We start from the raw sequence: 17,903 nt of genomic DNA, 5'->3' as shown, positions 1-17,903 counted from the left end.
CGGTATTTAATAATTAGCTTGGATCAAGATATTCCTTGGTGTCAGCTGCTTTTCACAAAACGTACTAACTGTTACTTGATAACCTTGTTGTTGCAAATATAAAGCACGATCGAGCACGAGCCAAACTTCAATTGCCCTTCTGAATACATGTCGGACGAGTTCAACTCGCTCAGTAACCCTTTTGCGTTTTTTACCTATAGTTAAAAACTTATTGTAATCAATACCTTCAGGCAGTGATAATGATTTTTTCTCAGCAGCCCATAAACAAAATGAACCAAAAGAATCAGAAAAAATAGCTTTGTTCACTGATGGCACACTTACATAGTGCATTTCACCAGTGAGTGATTTACGTAATGCATCAAATCCAAGTCGCCATTCAACTTCTGTTTTTCTTACCTTATCAACTCGGCTTGGTGCGGTCACAGTTTCTTGCAGCGCTAGTTTTAAATCGCGATGAGTAAGCGCAAGCTGGCTTTGTTTTGCAGGCTCGCTCATTGCTTGATAGGCGTTATCTGTGAATAAATGATAACAACATGGTGAAAAGCTGATTTGCTGGGTTTTCGCTTTGCTCGCTTGCTGCATAAATGTTTGATGCAAACGACCACAGGCATGTAAAGCAACTGCATGCTGCTGGCGCTCAAAAAAACCATCGGTGTCGTCGGTTAATACATCAGCTTGTGAAAATTGCATTGCCAATTGCTGTTGCTTAGCACTGTGCTGACCTTGATCACACAAGTGTTGTTGTAGCTCAATGCTATGTACACTTGGCGCTCCATTAAATGCCAACATACGACCTAAATGCCCCTTACCTGCGCACCATTCTAAAACGGGCTGGTTAAATGACTGCTGACTAACAGCTGCAACAAAGTCTTGTAATTGCTCAAATTTACGGCCTTTAATGCCATTACTTATCCAAAACGGAAACTCATTACGAGCCAAATTGATAGCAGGTAACTCACACAACTCAGCCAGCTGTTCAATGTTTTCAATTTCATCAGCAAAATAACGATATAAAGCTTGCTGATCGGCATCTAGTTCACTCACTTGTTGGTCATCCAGCGCCCATAATAAGTGGGCTAATTCAGGCCAAGGAAGATCATCAAAATCAAATGCGGTACATTGCCAGTATTGGCGGGTTGAAAATAGCAGTGCATCTAAGGCAGCAAAGTGCTCGGCAAGTGTCATAACTACTTAGCGACAAGAAATAAAAAGCAGTATAACAGTTTTTATCTTATTTAACGTCGGTTACTGCTGATCAAGCGAATGTACAATGGCACACATGCAATACTTAAAATGATTGCAAGGATCAGCATCCAAGATAGCTCAAACCCTTCTGTTTGCTGTTGATCATACATAAAGCCTTCAAAAGCCTGATCAAACTCATCCTGATCTAAGCCATATAAATCTGCAATCAAGCGCCACTTTGCCATCGACATATTACCTAGATTAATTCCTGGAGGTTGGATGTAGCTTTTTAAAACATGCGCTTCATAGGCCAGCTCTTGTACGCTTTTCTGGGTAGCATAGTGCTGCTTGGTTACATCGATGCTTTCTTCTAAGTGTAATAAGGCATAACGCCACCCTTTTAAGCTGGCACGATAAAAGCGCTCAACAACCTCTGGCTTTTTCGCTAAAAATTGCTCAGAGGTATATAAAATATCGCCATACACATTCAAACCAAACTTTTGCGGGCAAATGAGTCGGTGACCTACTCCTTGCAATGTCATCGTGTAAGGCTCATTAGTGACATAAACTTGCACCGCATCTATATCACCGGCGAGCCACTCTTTAACGCCTCCTTCATGGCTAGCTGCCATCAAGCTTTCTAGGCTCAATCCTGCACGCTGTAACATCACCAGTAACTCAGCATTTTCTATTGAACCGATTTTACTTAGCTTTTTACCAGCAAAGTCTCTAGGCTGAAAAATATCTGAGTTATTTTTTACCATCCAGCAATAAGGCGAAAACTGCAATATTGCCCCAAGGGCAACAACCGGTGCGCCTTGCTGGCGCTTTTGTAATATGCCTGAGTGAGTAATAGCAAAGTCAGCTTTGCCGCTTAACACTTTAGGGAAGGTATCTGGGTGGTTTGGATCGGCAGGTATAATAGAGACATCAAGGCCCGCTTCCTTATAAAAGCCTTTTTCTGCAGCCATATAATAGCCTGCAAATTGATACTGGTGAGTCCATTTTAATTGTAAGCTAACTTTATCAGCGCACAGTGCGCTCATAGAGAGCATTAAACAGATTAACCCTAGTAGGCTTTTTATACCTTGCACGCATCATCCTTGCTCGAGAACCGTGCATTAACTATAGGAAAAATAGAGGAAAAATCAAGACTGCTAGTGAACAGTCTTGATTATATTAAGCTACTGATTTGCCGCTTTAACTTCACTAAGTTCTTGACCTTGGCTAGTTAAGAACTGGGTGAAACATGGGTTGTTCGTTTCATCTTGAACGTTGTATCCCAAACGGTTCAAATGCTCATTGAATACCTCATAATCACTCGGTTCAATAGCAAAGGCCGCCAGCACATTACCAATCGATCCACCATGGTTGCGGTAATGGAATAAAGTAATATTCCAGTTACTACCAAGGGTATCTAAGAATCGTGCCAGTGCGCCTGGGTATTCAGGAAACTCAAAGCGTAATAAACGCTCATGAAGTTGAGCTGGCGCTTTACCACCAACCATATAACGAATATGCAATTTAGCCAGCTCGTTATCTGATAGGTCACAAAACGTATAGCCGTTTTCTGTCAGTGTCGCTTTTAGCTCATCAAGCTCTTGTTGGCCTTGTCTTAAAGCAATACCTACAAAGATTTGTGCTTCGCCAGGGCCTGCATAGCGATAATTAAATTCGGTGATAGCTCTGCCACCTAACGAGTTACAAAACTGCTTAAAGCTGCCCTTCTCTTCTTTGATAGTCACGGCAAGCAATGCTTCGTTCTTTTCGCCAAGAGCTGTTCGTTCAGCAACATAACGTAAGCGGTCGAAGTTTAAATTTGCACCCGATAAAATCGCGGCTACATTTAAACCTTTCACTCCATTTTGTTGACACCATTTTTTCAAGCCAGCTGTTGATAATGCCCCTGAAGGTTCAGCTATAGCGCGAGTCGAAACAAAGATATCTTGCATTGCTGCGCAGATTTCATCGCCCGTTACAGTCACCACTTCATCACAAAACTTTTGTGCTAAACGAAACGTTTCTGTGCCGATGACTTTTACTGCTACACCATCTGCAAAGCTACCAACACGGTCAAGCTCAACCGGCTTACCTGCTTCAAGGGCTGCTTTTAAGCAGGCACTCTCATCGGCTTCAACACCGATGACTTTAATATCAGGACGTAACGACTTAATGTACACTGCCATGCCTGCAAGTAAACCACCTCCGCCTACAGGAATAAAGACTGCATCAAGATCATTGAGTTGCTGCATTAATTCACGAGCAACGGTACCTTGACCAACAATCACATCTGCATCATCAAACGGTGGTACAAACACCCCATTGCGCTGCTCTGTGAGCTCTAGAGCATGAGCCTTTGCAGCATCAAAATGATGGCCGTGTAATACCACTTCACCACCTAAAGAACGCACTGCATTCACTTTAATTTCTGGTGTTGTAACAGGCATAACAATAGTTGCTTTATGCCCTAAAAATGAAGCACTTAGAGCTACGCCTTGCGCATGATTACCAGCCGATGCTGTAATCACATCAGAACCTTTTGGCAATTTGCTCAATTTATGAAATGCACCGCGTAGTTTAAATGAATAAACAGGTTGTTGGTCTTCACGCTTTAACCACACATGATTGCCTAGCCGAGCACTAAGATCAGCCATTTCGCTAACCTCAGTGACTTTTGCAAGCGGCTCCATGTTCGCTTGAATGATAGCGCGAAAATAATCGAGCTCTTGAGAAACCATAATTAACTAAGCTCCTCAAGTTTAGCTAAATCACGCACAGCTCCTTTGTCTGCACTGGTGGCTAGTAAGGCATAGGCTTTAAGTGCAGATGAAACATAACGGTCACGATCTAGAGGTTTGTAAGCATCTTTCCCGCGTGCAAGTTGCTTTTGCTTACGAGCTTCAAGCTCTTCATCAGAAAGAGCTAATGTGATTTCGCGAGTTGCGATATCAATTACTATCTTATCGCCATTTTCAACATAGGCAATTGCACCACCGCTTGCCGCTTCTGGGGAAACGTGACCAATTGATAAACCCGATGTACCACCTGAGAAACGACCATCAGTGATCAGCGCACACTTTTCACCTAAGCCAACTGATTTTAAATAACTGGTTGGGTACAGCATTTCTTGCATGCCTGGGCCGCCTTTTGGCCCTTCGTAGCGAATCACAACAACATCACCCGCTTTTACTTCACCGTTAAGAATGCCTTCAACCGAGTCATCCTGTGATTCGTAAACGACTGCTGGGCCTTCAAAATGCAGCATTTCTTCAACCACACCAGCACTTTTAACAATACAACCATCAAGGGCTAAGTTACCCGATAGCACCGCTAAGCCACCATCTTGACGAAACGCATTTTCAACGCTGCGGATACAACCATTTTCACGGTCATTATCCAGTTCAGGCCAGCGGCATTCTTGGCTCATTGCTTTTGTTGTGCGGATACCAGCAGGGCCTGCTTTATAAAATTTTTGCGCTACTTCATTACTTGGATCAGTCGCATCCCATTTAGTTACCATTTCAGCCATTGTATGACCCGCCACATGATCAACAGATAAATCGACAAGGCCTGCTTTACCTAACTCACGGATAATAGCCATCATGCCACCAGCGCGATGTACATCTTCAATATGGTATTTGTTTGTCGCTGGTGCCACTTTACATAAGAATGGTGTTTTGCGAGAAAGCTCATCGATATGCGACATATCAAAATCAACACCCGCTTCTTGCGCTGCTGCTAGTAAGTGTAAAACCGTATTTGATGATCCACCCATAGCAATATCAACCACCATTGCATTCATGAAAGCGGTACGATTGGCAATAGCGCGTGGTAACACTGCTGCATTATCTTTTTGATAATACTCACGACATAAATCAACAATGCGTGCACCTGCTTCAACATACAGTTGTTTACGGTCTTTGTGGGTCGCAAGTGTAGTACCGTTACCCGGTAGTGCCAGACCAATCGCTTCTAATAAACAGTTCATTGAGTTAGCAGTAAACATACCCGAACATGAACCACAGGTAGGGCATGCCGAGCGCTCAACTTTTTCAGAGTCTTCATCGCTTACTGAAGTATCAGCACCCTTAACCATGGCATCAACTAAATCAAGTTTGATGTCGATATCAGCAAGGCGTGTTTTACCCGCCTCCATTGGACCACCTGATACAAAAATGACAGGAATGTTTAAACGAAGTGCTGCCAGCATCATTCCAGGAGTGATCTTGTCACAGTTAGAAATACAGATCATGGCATCAGCGCAGTGGGCATTTACCATGTACTCAACTGAGTCAGCAATTAAATCACGCGATGGGAGTGAATACAGCATTCCGCCGTGACCCATCGCGATACCATCATCGATTGCAATAGTATTAAATTCTTTTGGTACACCACCCGCTTCGGTAATGGTTTCGGCCATCAGCTCACTGAGCTGGTTAAGGTGAACATGACCCGGTACAAACTGAGTGTACGAGTTTACAACAGCGATAATAGGCTTACCGAAATCTTTATCTGTCATTCCTGTTGCACGCCATAAAGCACGCGCTCCTGCACGTTTTCGACCCTCTGTTGTTGTTGCACTTCTTAATTTAGCCATAATTACCTCAGTTTTTGCAGTGGCATGCCACTGACTTCCTCATTCCTAATTTATTACTCACTAAAGCATCAGTTTGATTGCTCTAGTTACCTGTTGATTTATACTAGATTGCTTGTTGTTGAAATTGGTTTTCAACATTGACGTGTTTTACATCGACCAATTTACTCAACTGTGATGTTAGTAGATAAATCGGCTTATCGCTGTCTACTGTCATGGTGACGTGAAACGCTTCATCAGCCATTTCTAAATTCATTGTTGTTAGGTCAAAGCCGCGATGACGCGCAACGCGTAAAAAGCGCTCTACAGCGACACTTTGATTCTTTAGTGCAATCGTTAGGGTGTGTTTCATTTTACTGTCTCCGTCATCATTTCATCGTTGGCTGCACCAGGCGGTACAAGCGGCCATACATTTTCTTTATCATCGATACAGGCATGGAGAATGTATGGACCTTTACTAGTTACTAACGCATCAACCGCAGCATCAACTTCATCTGCTTTAGTGATAGTTTGACCTGGAATACCAAACACTGCTGCTAACTGCACAAAATCAGGATTATCTGAAAGGTTTGTTTCAGAATAACGACCTTCAAAAAATAGCTGCTGCCATTGACGTACCATGCCTAAACGTTGGTTATCTAAGATTAAAATTTTAACTGGCAGATTGTTACGACGAATCGTTGCCAGTTCTTGAATGTTCATCATGATTGAACCATCACCCGACACTGTGATCACAAAATCATTTGGGCGAGCAACTTGTGCACCGATGGCTGCTGGTAGACCAAAGCCCATGGTACCTGCACCACCACTACTTAAATGATTGCTTGGGTGACTAAATTTCATGTGCTGCGCAACCCACATTTGATGCTGACCCACATCACAACACACCACACCAGTTGATGGCATTTTTTGGCTTAGCTGGTTCAATAAATAAGGTGCGAATACTTTTTCACCCGGGTAGTCATAGCGCCATGCATGCTCTTTCATCATGCTTGCAATGTGCGTTAGCCACTCATCTGGAGTTACAAAACACTCTAGTTGCGGTAATGAAGTTTTTAAGTCTGCCACTAATGACGCTTTTACAGGCTTACGTTTACCAATCTCTGCGGCATCAATATCAAGGTGAATAACCTTTGCTTTTGCCGCAAACTTGCTTAAGTTTCCAGTGACACGGTCGTCAAAGCGGGCACCAATACAGACCAAAACATCACACTCTTGCACCGCTAAGTTAGCCGCTTTACCACCATGCATACCTAGCATTCCTAGGTCATATTCATAATCAGGTAATACACTACCTAACGCTTTTAACGTTGATACTGCAGGCATATGTGTTTTTTCTAAAAACTGCATTAATTCATCTTGTGCACTGGCAGCTTGTACACCACCACCGATATACGCTACAGGGCGCTGGGCTTCACTTAAGATTTGATTGGCAATAGCAACTTGGTTTGAGTCTAATTTTGGTAAGTGATCTTCGGCAGCTAACCAAGGATGAAATGGTACTTGCGCCATTTGGATGTCTTTCGGAATATCTACTAACACAGGACCAGGACGGCCGCTTTGCGCTAAGTGGATGGCTTCTTGTAATATTTCGGCTAAATCTTCAGCTCTTTCAACCATGTAACTATGCTTGGTGCAAGATAACGACATGCCTAACACATCCACTTCCTGAAAGGCGTCGGAGCCTATCGCTGCGGTTGGTACTTGACCTGTGATAGCAAGTAATGGCACTGAATCCATCATCGCATCGGCAAGGGCTGTGATTAAGTTGGTCGCCCCAGGGCCGGAAGTAGCAAAACACACGCCTAACTTACCTGTGCTTCGCGCAAAACCCACAGCGGCAAAGCCAGCCCCTTGTTCATGACGGGTCAAATAATGTTTGACTGGCGCACCGTACAAAGCGTCGTAAATAGGCATAATGGCACCACCCGGGTAACCAAAAACATCCTTAACGCCATGTTTAGCTAATAAATCGATTGTTAACTCTGCGCCTGTCATCGTAAATCCTCATTCCTCAGTGACATTGTGTATTTGCTGCGACTCAAACCTTAAAACGAAAAAGCCCCCCGAACTGTTAAGTGCGGGGGGCTTTTAAATGCTTTACTTTTCTCTAAGCACTAACTAGCCCCCGCGGTGATAATAATCACCACGACGTTAATTAGAATTAGAGAAAGTTTGTTTGTAAGCATTTATCTGTAACCAAAATTTGTTCATTTGTAGCGGATATCTAGCCATCCCGCTGCCTTTTTCTATTAGTACCGCGCTAGGGCCTGTAAGTCAACATAAAAATCAATTCAAAAAACAGTCTAAAAAGCAAAATTAAAGAAATAAATATCTAACAAATGAAAATATCGAGATTTATATTTCACTATTTTTTATATATCGAAATTTCATACCTCGTTATTCACTATTCTATGATTGATTAATTTTTATCAAAAACATGCAATTTTCTTTGCTTTAAGCTGATTTATTTTAACGCCTCTGAAAAATTAGTTTAGTATTGAAAATAACCACGTTATGAAAAGGAAAGTTATGAAGTTCGTCCAGCGTATAAATGCCCTGTTTTTTATGCTGCTACTGCTTGGTTTCAGCCAACATGTACTCGCAGAGCCGGGATTATGGAAAGTAGAGAAAAACGGAGTTACTTCTTATTTATTTGGTACTGTCCATGTTGGTGATAAAAGCATGAAAGGATTACCAAGCAAGGTAACTAAAGCACTCGATAACTCAGATAAAGTCATCGTTGAAGTCGATATCAGCGTGATTTCCCCCATGGAAATGCAGCGCCGGTCATTGCCATTTATGATGCTGAAAAATGGTAAAACCTTACAGTCAGAGTTATCGCCAGAAAACTACACTAAATTACAAAAATACTTTGCTGATAAATCAATTGATATTGCGATGTTTAAAAACCTAGCACCGTGGGCGGTAATGGTCACCATGATGCAAATGGAGTTCCAAAGTGTTGGTTTTTCAGATCCGTACGGCATCGACAAGCAAGTACTTGCTTATGCTAAACAGCATGACATATCAGTAGGTGAGCTAGAAACCCTAGAACACCAAATGGAAATGTTTGAACACTTAGCAATTATGAATGACAAAATGATCGAAGAAACATTCGACCAACTTGCTGATGTAGATACCTACTTTTTTGGTCTTATTAAGGCTTGGAAATCGGGCGATATGAAAACACTTACGCAGTTTTACAACGAAAGTTTTGATGACTCTCAATATGGTCAGCTAAGTGAGCAAGTTATGTTGATAGACCGTAACAACAATTGGGTTAATCAACTATCTGCTCGCATCGGTAAAGAAAAGCTGTTTATTGCTGTCGGGGCTTTACACCTACCTGAGCAACACGGATTGTTAAAACAACTAACAGATAAAGGTTTTACCATTACCCGTATATAAGTTAAGTAATCCGAATATAAAAAGCGCTTTATGGCGCTTTTTTTGTGAAATCAGACATCTCTAAATAGTTTTCGATACCTACAATTTTATCACTCGCGTGGTGATTAACATAAACCACGGTACTGGTACCTGCAGCGCAGATCTTTTCTATCAGTAATAAAACTCGCTGCCTATTTGCTTCATCGAGACCTAAGCAAGGTTCATCAAGAATCAATAAATTAGGGTGCTTAACCATAGCTCGTGCAATTAACAGCAAGCGTTGATCACCAAAAGACAACTGACTAAATGAGCTGCTTTGTTTATCACTTAAACCTAATAAAGCCAACCACTTTTTAGCAATGGTTAGCTGTTTATCAGTGGCTTTTTGATAAAGACCAATGCTGTCATAAAAGCCCGAAACTACCGTATTGAGCGCCGAGATACTGACCCGATAATCCATATGCAGCGCGTTAGAAATATAACCAATGTGCTGTTTAATTTGCCAAATACTCTCACCACTTCCGCGCTGATAGCCAAACACCTTAATATCATTGTTATAACACTGTGGGTTATCACCAGTGATAAGGTTCAGCAAACAGGTTTTACCTGAACCATTTTTGCCTGTTAACTGCCAATGCTCGCCTTGGTTTATTTGCCAGTTTAGTTTTTCAAAAACGACCTCACCGCCATAGCCCACTGCTGCGTTATTGAGTCTTACCAGCATAGAGTCATCGAGCGGAGGCGCTTGATGGTCAATATCAGCCTCAGGTATCTGTAACTGAGTATGAGTGAGATGTAATAACTTTAGTAAGTCATCGCGCTGCTCAGGGGAGGGGTTTGCTAATTGCTGAATCACATGGCCCTCTTTAACATAGGCGTAGTGATCAACAAAATCTGGTATTTCCGTTAACCGATTGAGCACAAAAATGAGGGTCGTTGTTTTACTAAACTTAGCTAGTAACTGATTGAGCTCAGTCATGGCCGTGACATCTAAACCATCAAAAGGCTCATCAAGTACAAGTAAATCTGGTCGACCTATTAATGCTCGAATCAGCATAAGTTTGCGGGTTTCACCGGTTGATAAATCGCGAAATGCTTTGCTAACTTTGTCACTAAAATCAAATAGGCTAATTAACTGCTGAAGCAACTCGCTATCAAGCTGATGTTCGTCCCGACCAGCAATTATAAGCTCATAAACCGTACTAAAAGTAGTTACGCCATCAATAATATCATCTAGATCTTTTGTAAGCTCAGTTGCGAGGAGTTGCTTTTGACTGTCAGGGGAAACTAACGCAATTCGCTCAAAGCGATTCTCATAGTGGCCTTGCTCTATTTTCGCAAAACCTGCAATGGCAGCAGCCACGGCCGATTTTCCCGCGCCATTAGCGCCTAGTAAAACCCATTGCTGCAATGGCGATACATTGATATTGAGATCATCTAAATAATAAACGTCATTACCCTGCCCCTTTAGGCTGGCTTTAACATTAACCAACTGTACTTGTTGCACTTTGAATCCTCATTCTAAGTTACCGTTAGGTTGACGTTACCGCATTCGATAAAAAAATAAAATTCGTTTAAACCTTTTTTGAACACAGCTGCGACTAAGGTATAAAAGGTCATCAACAGGAAACAGACTATGAAAAAATTACTTTGTGTAGCAGCAATAGGCCTAGCACTGACAACGTCATACGCTATGGCAAAAGATTCACGCGAACTAAGTCACAACTTCGCAATTAATGGCGCAAGCCAGCTTGATATTGATTTTCCGGTAGGCAGCTTAGAAGTTGAAAGCTATGACGGCAGCGAAGTCGTAGTTACGGTACGCATTGAACCAAAGAATGACAATAGCTGGTTCAGCTCTGATGTTGATTTATCAGATATTGAATTAAGCCATTCGCAAAGTGCTAGCTCACTTAACTTAAAATTAGATAACGATGACATTCAACAAGACTGGCATGTAAAAATGCCTAAATCGATGGCAATTGATGTCGAACTAGGTGTTGGCGATATCGAAATTAACGATGCGAGTAATTCGGTTGATATTGAACTAGGTGTGGGCGCGGTAAGAATTGATAGTGCGCTTGATGACTACAAACACATAGAGCTTGATACCGGTGTGGGCGACACCAAAATTCGCGGCTTAAAAAATGACGGTAATACCAGCCGAAAAGTTGTTAGCTCGCACTCAAGCTATCGTGGCAACGGCCAATACGATATTGAAGTAGAAGTGGGTGTTGGCGACATCAAGGTAACACACTAATTTAATACTTAGGTTATCCCTGTGAGCTCTCAGTAAATAAAATGCTGAGAGCTTTTTGCACCGAATCTAGGGTGATAGGTTTGTATACGTGCAGGTTTGCCCCAAGCTCATACACTCGTTGCAAATCATCATTTGATGTATTGGCAGTTACCACCAAAATAGGCACCTGCTGGCCCTGCTCATTGCGAATAATATCAATTGCTTTAAAGCCATCCATAACCGGCATATTCAAATCCATAAAGATTAAATCATAGTGCTTATCTGACGTTTTATCTGTGGCGATTAAACCATTTTCAGCCACATCAAAACTGTAATTTAAATGACTTACTATACGTCCTAAAATAGTGGCATTAAGTGGGTTATCTTCGACGATTAAACAATGTAAAGATTGCGGAATTGACTCAGGCATTGCAGGTGTGGTTGCACACTCTAGCTCTAAATTCATCACCACCTTCGCACCTTGTGGCTCGGCATTAAGAAATTGGATCTCTCCCTTTAATGCTTTGACAATGTGCATAACCCGTAGCACCCCAGTTTTTAACCCTTGGAAATGTTGTTCAAAGTCATTTTCGTAACTAAGTAAGTCTGTCGGCGGTTTTTCAAAGCCTTTACCGTTATCTTGTATTTCCATTACAAAGTGCCGCTCACCCTGACACGCTGCTGTTACGGCAATACGGCCTTGGCTTGGAGTAAATTTAACGGCATTATTAATAATTTCAGCAACGATTTGAGTCAGCCTAGCATGGTCAGTGATTACCTCTTTATTGAGTGACTCAGCTAAATTCACGCTCAAGGTAATACCTTTATCATTACAGGCATATCCAAACGGTGAGATAGCTTGCTTTAATGTTGATAACAAATTGCTGCTAGTAAAGCTTAACTGCCATTCTCCCGAGGTAAGCTGATGTAAGTCATTTAGCTCATCTAGCATTGCCACCAACCTGTTAACGCAATAAAGCGCCTGCTGTTTAGTTAGCTGCTGACTGTCGCTAATATCAAGGGCTTCGATTGATGCAGTTAATCCTTGCAATGGTGTTCTAAACTCGTGACTGGTGCGGGCAATAAAACGCTCTTTATTTTTATTTACACGCTCAGCAAACTCTTTTTGCTCCTTGTACTTAGCAATGTTGTTAGTGATCAGTTTCTCCATAGGTTTAAAAATGAAAAATAGCTCAGCGACTAATAACGCTATGGTTGTGAGCCAAAACAACAACTCTAAAACCGCCAAAAATGTCACTTTTTGAACTGATTTTTGCTCAAGTAATTTAACCGCTTGGTCCAGTTTAGTTAGCAGCGCCTCAAGCTGGTTGCTAACAAATGTTGGGCGATCCACATAGCCAAAACCATCGGTATTGTTGAGTAATAGCTGCGCTTTACTAACATAACGCTTCACGTGCTCATCTAATGCAGTAGGCGGCGAGAAGTAATGAGCCTCAAGCGCCTCATTCAAATGAATATAGTGACCTTGCTCATCTTGCTGAATTAAAAATTGATGCCCTGCAATGAACTGCTCAACGGATTGTTGCAATAGCCTTCGGTGTTGCTGTTGAAAATGTTCGGATTCAAGATTGGTAAGTGCATTGCCATACAAGGCTATTTTTTGTGACAGCATGCGTTGCTTACCGGCAATATTAATGACTTTGGCATCACCCTTTTGGATATACAAAAGGCTCTGTATCAAGATAGCTGATACAGAGATCAATATAGCAATCGCCAATAATCCCCAGCGATATCGTTTTCTAATATCTATGATTAGCTGCAACGTGCTTTACTCATTATTTTTTTTAAAATAATTGTAGTTCATAGAATACAAGAAAGCCCACTTGAAGTGGGCTTTAAAGATGACACTCAACAGAAATTTATCTATTTTCCAATCGATTATAATCAAACAAACCAAACTCGACGCCACGATATTCTTTTGCTACACGGTGTAAAATATCACTATATTGCCAAAACTGCGGATGCGTACGGCGAATTGCAAACTCGCTTTTCAGATCTCTGTAGGCTGCTTCATCTGTTGCTTTTGCAAGCCCAGCTGCAAATGCAGCAATCTGCTGTTCGTTGTGTAGATACCAAATTGCTTCTGGGTAATCACCTATAAATCCAGGCACAATCGTCACTGTATCTTCATCATAAGCACGCTGACCCTCTTCGTTCAGTAAGCTTGAAATATTGTAATGAGCATTATGGTGGATCAGGGTGTATGCCTTATGTTTATCATCGCTACCTTTGACTAACACAAATGAAATTTGCGGCAGCAAGTTAACGGCTTTAACCGGAAGATCGTTAATTTTAGCCAATGGTTCAGGCACTTTGGTATAGTCATAGCGAGGGCTCAAAATGGGCTTCAGTTTATCTTTAAGCATATTGAACAACTCAGATTGAGGGTCCTTGGTTTTGTATTCAATGCCTGTAGGTTGACTAAATGACAATTCATCTTCAAAGAAGCTCGTTAAGCTAGGTGGTGATTTACGATACCACTGGGCTTTAATTTCTTTACGCTTAGCTTCTGGTAACAAGGCAAGGTAGTTTGCTTCACCCTCTAAACGTAAAAAGTCCATATACAAGCGAGTTAACAACTGATGACCAATGTTGCCATACACATCAAAGCCCGCCACCAGCAGGTAGTGAATACGTTCAAATAATGCGTAATCAAGTATCCAAGCGGTCTTTGGTTGCTGGCCAATCCAGCCCTTAACAACCGTTGCGCTATCAAAATGACGAAACACCGTAAGTGCTGCATTTTGGTTATGACCATCACCTTGCCAAAGTAAATCTGTTGTTAGGTGCTGACCGTTCTCAAACATTTTATTTGCCAGTGCAACTTTAGCAGACAAATATTTGTTTTGGCGTTTTGAATACTTCACCCAACTAGAAATCGGCAAGGCATTACTTTCTTCTTCAGCTGGTAATGCTAAGGCATCTTCATGTTGTAACAACAATTCACCCACTTTTGGTGTCGCCGCCATTTCAGGTTTCGCAAAGCCAACCCAGAACTGATCGTTAATCACGTTTAACGCAATTTGACCACGACAAACAGGCCCTTTAATAAAGCCCATAATAATCAGCTCAGCTTCATCAAGCATAAATTGATAGCGTGAGTTTACTGGGATTGCAGCAAACGCTTTAAATGGGTTTGATGCGACTTCTGGTTTATAGCTTGGTAGTTTATTTACTTGGTAATCAGCCTCAATAAATTGCGAGTTTATGCGCGCTAGCTTTTCGTCATTTAATGCTAAAGGTAAATGTGTTTTCGCTAAGATAGTCGAACGGTCATGCATCAATCGGTAGTAAACTCGCTCAACCTTAGGATCTTCATAAGGGCGACGTGTACTAATATATTTAATCTCTTCACCCGGCGGAGTCGAAGAACGTACTAGCTTAAAATAACTGTGTTTATCGCCATGCTCAGGGAAGTAAATATGTGCTAAATACCAGTGCTCATAGATATAGCGAGCCGCTAGTTGATGCTTTAAACCATCTTGGTTTAAGAAAGCTTCCCAGCGTTCGACTTGTTTTAGCACTCCTTCTTCAGGAGGCTCAATATGAGCAAGGTAACCGCCCTTTTTAAGCCATTTAGCAAGGTGCTGAAATTCTTCGCTTGAGATACCAGGCAAACCATAAGGCATACCACTGTGAGGATTATCCTTAGCAAATGAGTCAAACTCGTTCATCGTGGTACATGTTTGTTCACGATCGAGTGAAAAATCAAACTCATCGCCTAAAATAGCTTGCTTAGGCAGTGGGCTGCTTTGCTTAAGCACTAAAGCATTGTAAAGCACACTTCCAGCAAGATTAGCTTCTTCTGTTTGTGCACGCTCATTTAGTACTGGGGTAAAACCTTTTTCACGCCACTGAGCGGTACTTGTCGCATCAAATAGTAAGCGGCTTGGCTCTTGCGCTAATAACCGAGTACCATCATAGACAAGCTCTTTACTTAAACCTCGGTCAATTCCTTCAACTGAAGATAATTTAAGCTGACAAGGTGCGTCATAACAGCCGTGACAAACAACACAACGAGTATCGAGAACAGGTTTTACATCGTTTAAAAACTCTGCCCCCTCTAAAGTTGATGCGGCAACAACACGCTCTCTTGGCTGCTCTTCACCAAACAGTTCATCGTAATGAGCTGCACCTAGATAAGCACAGCCACTTAATAAAATGAGGCCAAATACGGTCGTGAGGAGTTTTCTCATCCTTCCTCCTCGATATCTTCAACGTCATCACCTAAATCAAAGGTCGGCATCATATCAACTTGAGGCGACACAAAGGTTTGGTCATTGTCGCAGCTAAGCATAGCGCTTAATAGTGGCCCACGAACTAAAGTCAGTTGCGCATCGTGCTCGCCATCATTCAATGCTTGATAGTCATCATTTAACACTTCAAGACGGTATTCATTAATAGCAATTGCGACACTGCTATCAACAGCTGGGTTTTGGCAAAGCTGTGCGAGTAACTCTTCGCTTAGCGTTACATGCAATAGTAAATCTGGAGACTCGATGTCACGGCTATGAAGATTTTCATCGAAATAAAAAAGAGGAAGGGTTAAATCGCTATTTTGCTCTAATTCCATGTGCTGTTCTCTACATCAAAATGACTTTTAATTGTACGAGTATAGCAAACTATAAGTTCAATAATTAGCGAAACTTATCAGCCGTTAGCTGCTTTTTAGCTGCTAACTAGCCGAGTTATAAAAACCTAGAAAAAAGAATTACCAAGGTAGCGTTTCGCCGTTTGAATGCCAAAACCCACCTGTGTTGCTAAGATTTAATTCATCAATCCGTTTGATGAGCCGCTCTGCAGCAGTTTCAGGGCTGATATCTCCTGCAAAATTAACCATTTGCGTTTGTACAAAGCCCGGATGGAATAACCCTACGGCAATTTTTTTATCTTTTAACTCATGGGCTAAACTAACACTAGCTGCATTAAGCGCGGCTTTTGACATACGATAGCCGATGTAACCGCCCGAGCCATTATCAGTAATTGAACCCATGCGCGATGTGATCATCGCCACTTTTGCATCAATACCTAAGTTTTGCTGTAACGCATGAGTAATACGAATAGGCGCGATACTGTTCACACTTATTTGCTTTTCGATGGCAGCAAAGTCCATGTCAGCTAAAGTTTCGTTATGAAAAATACCGGCGTTATTAATCAAAATATCAATTTTGTCGCCGTGTAAGTAATTGGCAAGTGTTGCAACATCACCGGCGTTAGATACATCAATGTCGCTAATAACTTTCACATCGAGTGCTTGGAGCTCTTCGCTTGGCGTGCGAACCACTGCAGTAACACGGTAACCTTGGGCTGAATACTGTTTACAAAAATTAAGGCCAATACCTTTATTGGCCCCTGTAACCACCACATGCTTAGTCATCAATCTGCTCCTTAGTTGGGTTTTCTATATCCAAACCACCTCAAGGTGCGAGTTTCAACATCTTGAGGTGGCTTGGGTGTATATATACCTTGGGACAGATTAACAAAAACCAAGATGTTAAGTTAATTCATCAATGGTTGATTTAAGAATTGAAAATACAGCCCCTTGTGGATCGGTAATAACACTAAAGCGCCCAACATCTGGGATGTCTGTCGCTGGCACACAAATAACCCCATTAAGCTGCGTTGCTTTGGCAACCGCCTGATCGCAATCTGCTACGGCAAAATACGGCATCCAATGGGGTGGAATGTCATCTGGCCATTCATTGGTCATTTCAAGCATGCCTGCTATCGGTTGCTCATCAATGGTGAATAAGATGTAGTCCATGCCCTCCATGGGTTTCACCTCAAACTGCCATCCAAATAACTGACAATAAAAGTCGCGACTTTTTTGCATGTCTTTCGACACAAGTTCAAACCAGTAAGGCAGGTTAAGCTCTTGCACTCGTTTAGCCCCGATATGCTCACCAGCTTGCCACAAGGCAAATGTTGCACCGCCTGGCTCTTGTAGCATCACCATGCGACCTGCTTTCATTACATCATGCGGCCCTGCCAAAACAGTTGCACCTAATGATTTTGCCTGCTCTGTGCTTTGATCAACATCATCAACAGCAATGTACAATAACCAATGGGTTGGCATCTCGCTCATACTTGCTGGCAGTTGATACATAGCGGCAATATCATCACCTTGCTTTTGCAGCATGGTGTAAAACATATCTTCGCCTATTGGTTGGTCGTCAAAATCCCAATCAAATAATTGCGTATAAAATTGCTTCGCAGCTAGCCAGTCTTTCGCGCATAACTCTGCCCAGCAGAAAGTACCTGCGGGGTGTTTTGTATTTATTTTTGTCATGGCTGTTCCTCCTTGGTTAAACTTAAGCAACAATCGCAAAATTTACCAATCAAACCAGACAATAGTTGCAACACTTCGTTGAAGCACATAATTTTATCTTAGCTGAAAAGGGCAATGAGTAGCGCTAGCAACGCTGAGTTACAGAGACAAAAATGCCGTTAAAAAAGCGGCATTACGATATTTAA

14 protein-coding genes are annotated in these 17,903 nt (G+C 42.0%); 2 read left to right on the top strand and 12 right to left on the bottom strand.

All coding sequences use genetic code 11. From position 1 onward, the window contains the following. Positions 1 to 6: 6 nt before the first annotated feature. From HYD28_04000 to HYD28_03975, 6 genes are all read right to left on the bottom strand, one after another. Positions 7 to 1,185 (bottom strand): methyltransferase, encoded by a 1,179-nt coding sequence (locus tag HYD28_04000; GenBank protein ID QLE08192.1) that lies wholly within the window; start codon positions 1,183 to 1,185, stop codon positions 7 to 9. Positions 1,186 to 1,235: 50 nt separating this feature from the next. Next, entirely contained in the window at positions 1,236 to 2,240 is a 1,005-nt protein-coding gene (locus HYD28_03995; protein ID QLE10479.1) for an ABC transporter substrate-binding protein, read from the bottom strand. A gap of 129 nt (positions 2,241 to 2,369) precedes the next feature. After that, positions 2,370 to 3,923, bottom strand: coding sequence for a threonine ammonia-lyase, biosynthetic (gene ilvA / locus HYD28_03990; protein ID QLE08191.1), 1,554 nt, complete (start codon positions 3,921 to 3,923; stop codon positions 2,370 to 2,372). Positions 3,924 to 3,925: 2 nt separating this feature from the next. Next, positions 3,926 to 5,782 carry a dihydroxy-acid dehydratase gene (gene ilvD, locus HYD28_03985; protein ID QLE08190.1) on the bottom strand — a complete coding sequence of 619 codons (1,857 nt, stop codon included), beginning with the start codon at positions 5,780 to 5,782 and terminating at the stop codon, positions 3,926 to 3,928. A 103-nt stretch (positions 5,783 to 5,885) separates the two neighbouring features. Further along, positions 5,886 to 6,131 carry an acetolactate synthase 2 small subunit gene (gene ilvM, locus HYD28_03980; protein ID QLE08189.1) on the bottom strand — a complete coding sequence of 82 codons (246 nt, stop codon included), beginning with the start codon at positions 6,129 to 6,131 and terminating at the stop codon, positions 5,886 to 5,888. Further along, positions 6,128 to 7,777 carry an acetolactate synthase 2 catalytic subunit gene (locus tag HYD28_03975; GenBank protein QLE08188.1) on the bottom strand — a complete coding sequence of 550 codons (1,650 nt, stop codon included), beginning with the start codon at positions 7,775 to 7,777 and terminating at the stop codon, positions 6,128 to 6,130. Before HYD28_03975 ends, ilvM begins: the two co-directional genes overlap by 4 nt. A 534-nt stretch (positions 7,778 to 8,311) precedes the next feature. On the opposite strand from HYD28_03975, the gene HYD28_03970 reads away from it, so the two are divergent. Further along, a complete protein-coding gene (locus HYD28_03970) occupies positions 8,312 to 9,190 on the top strand; it encodes a TraB/GumN family protein (protein ID QLE08187.1) in 879 nt (292 codons plus the stop codon). Between the two features lie 28 nt (positions 9,191 to 9,218). On the opposite strand, the gene HYD28_03965 is transcribed toward HYD28_03970, so the two are convergent. After that, entirely contained in the window at positions 9,219 to 10,676 is a 1,458-nt protein-coding gene (locus HYD28_03965; GenBank protein QLE08186.1) for an ATP-binding cassette domain-containing protein, read from the bottom strand. 129 nt (positions 10,677 to 10,805) lie between these two features. Between HYD28_03965 and HYD28_03960 the strand changes: the two genes are divergently transcribed. Then, positions 10,806 to 11,429: a hypothetical protein gene (locus HYD28_03960; protein ID QLE08185.1), complete on the top strand. Its 624-nt coding sequence runs from the start codon at positions 10,806 to 10,808 to the stop codon at positions 11,427 to 11,429. Between the two features lie 13 nt (positions 11,430 to 11,442). On the opposite strand, the gene HYD28_03955 is transcribed toward HYD28_03960, so the two are convergent. The 5 genes from HYD28_03955 to HYD28_03935 all read right to left on the bottom strand — a co-directional run bounded on the left by HYD28_03955 (position 11,443) and on the right by HYD28_03935 (position 17,718). Then, complete coding sequence (locus HYD28_03955) at positions 11,443 to 13,191, bottom strand: response regulator (GenBank protein ID QLE08184.1); 1,749 nt, start codon at positions 13,189 to 13,191, stop codon at positions 11,443 to 11,445. Positions 13,192 to 13,288: 97 nt separating this feature from the next. After that, complete coding sequence (locus tag HYD28_03950; protein ID QLE08183.1) at positions 13,289 to 15,625, bottom strand: fatty acid cis/trans isomerase; 2,337 nt, start codon at positions 15,623 to 15,625, stop codon at positions 13,289 to 13,291. After that, complete coding sequence (locus HYD28_03945; protein ID QLE08182.1) at positions 15,622 to 16,002, bottom strand: hypothetical protein; 381 nt, start codon at positions 16,000 to 16,002, stop codon at positions 15,622 to 15,624. The genes HYD28_03950 and HYD28_03945 overlap by 4 nt, the downstream gene beginning before the upstream one ends. Positions 16,003 to 16,140: 138 nt before the next feature. Next, positions 16,141 to 16,806 carry an SDR family oxidoreductase gene (locus tag HYD28_03940; protein ID QLE08181.1) on the bottom strand — a complete coding sequence of 222 codons (666 nt, stop codon included), beginning with the start codon at positions 16,804 to 16,806 and terminating at the stop codon, positions 16,141 to 16,143. Positions 16,807 to 16,923: 117 nt separating this feature from the next. Then, positions 16,924 to 17,718: a VOC family protein gene (locus HYD28_03935; protein ID QLE08180.1), complete on the bottom strand. Its 795-nt coding sequence runs from the start codon at positions 17,716 to 17,718 to the stop codon at positions 16,924 to 16,926. Positions 17,719 to 17,903 lie beyond the last annotated feature (185 nt).

It is taken from the genome of Pseudoalteromonas shioyasakiensis, from assembly GCA_013391845.1.
Classification (GTDB): domain Bacteria; phylum Pseudomonadota; class Gammaproteobacteria; order Enterobacterales; family Alteromonadaceae; genus Pseudoalteromonas; species Pseudoalteromonas apostichopi.
Note: the sequence above shows the minus strand (reverse complement) of the source record. Positions and strands in the feature narration are given on the sequence as shown.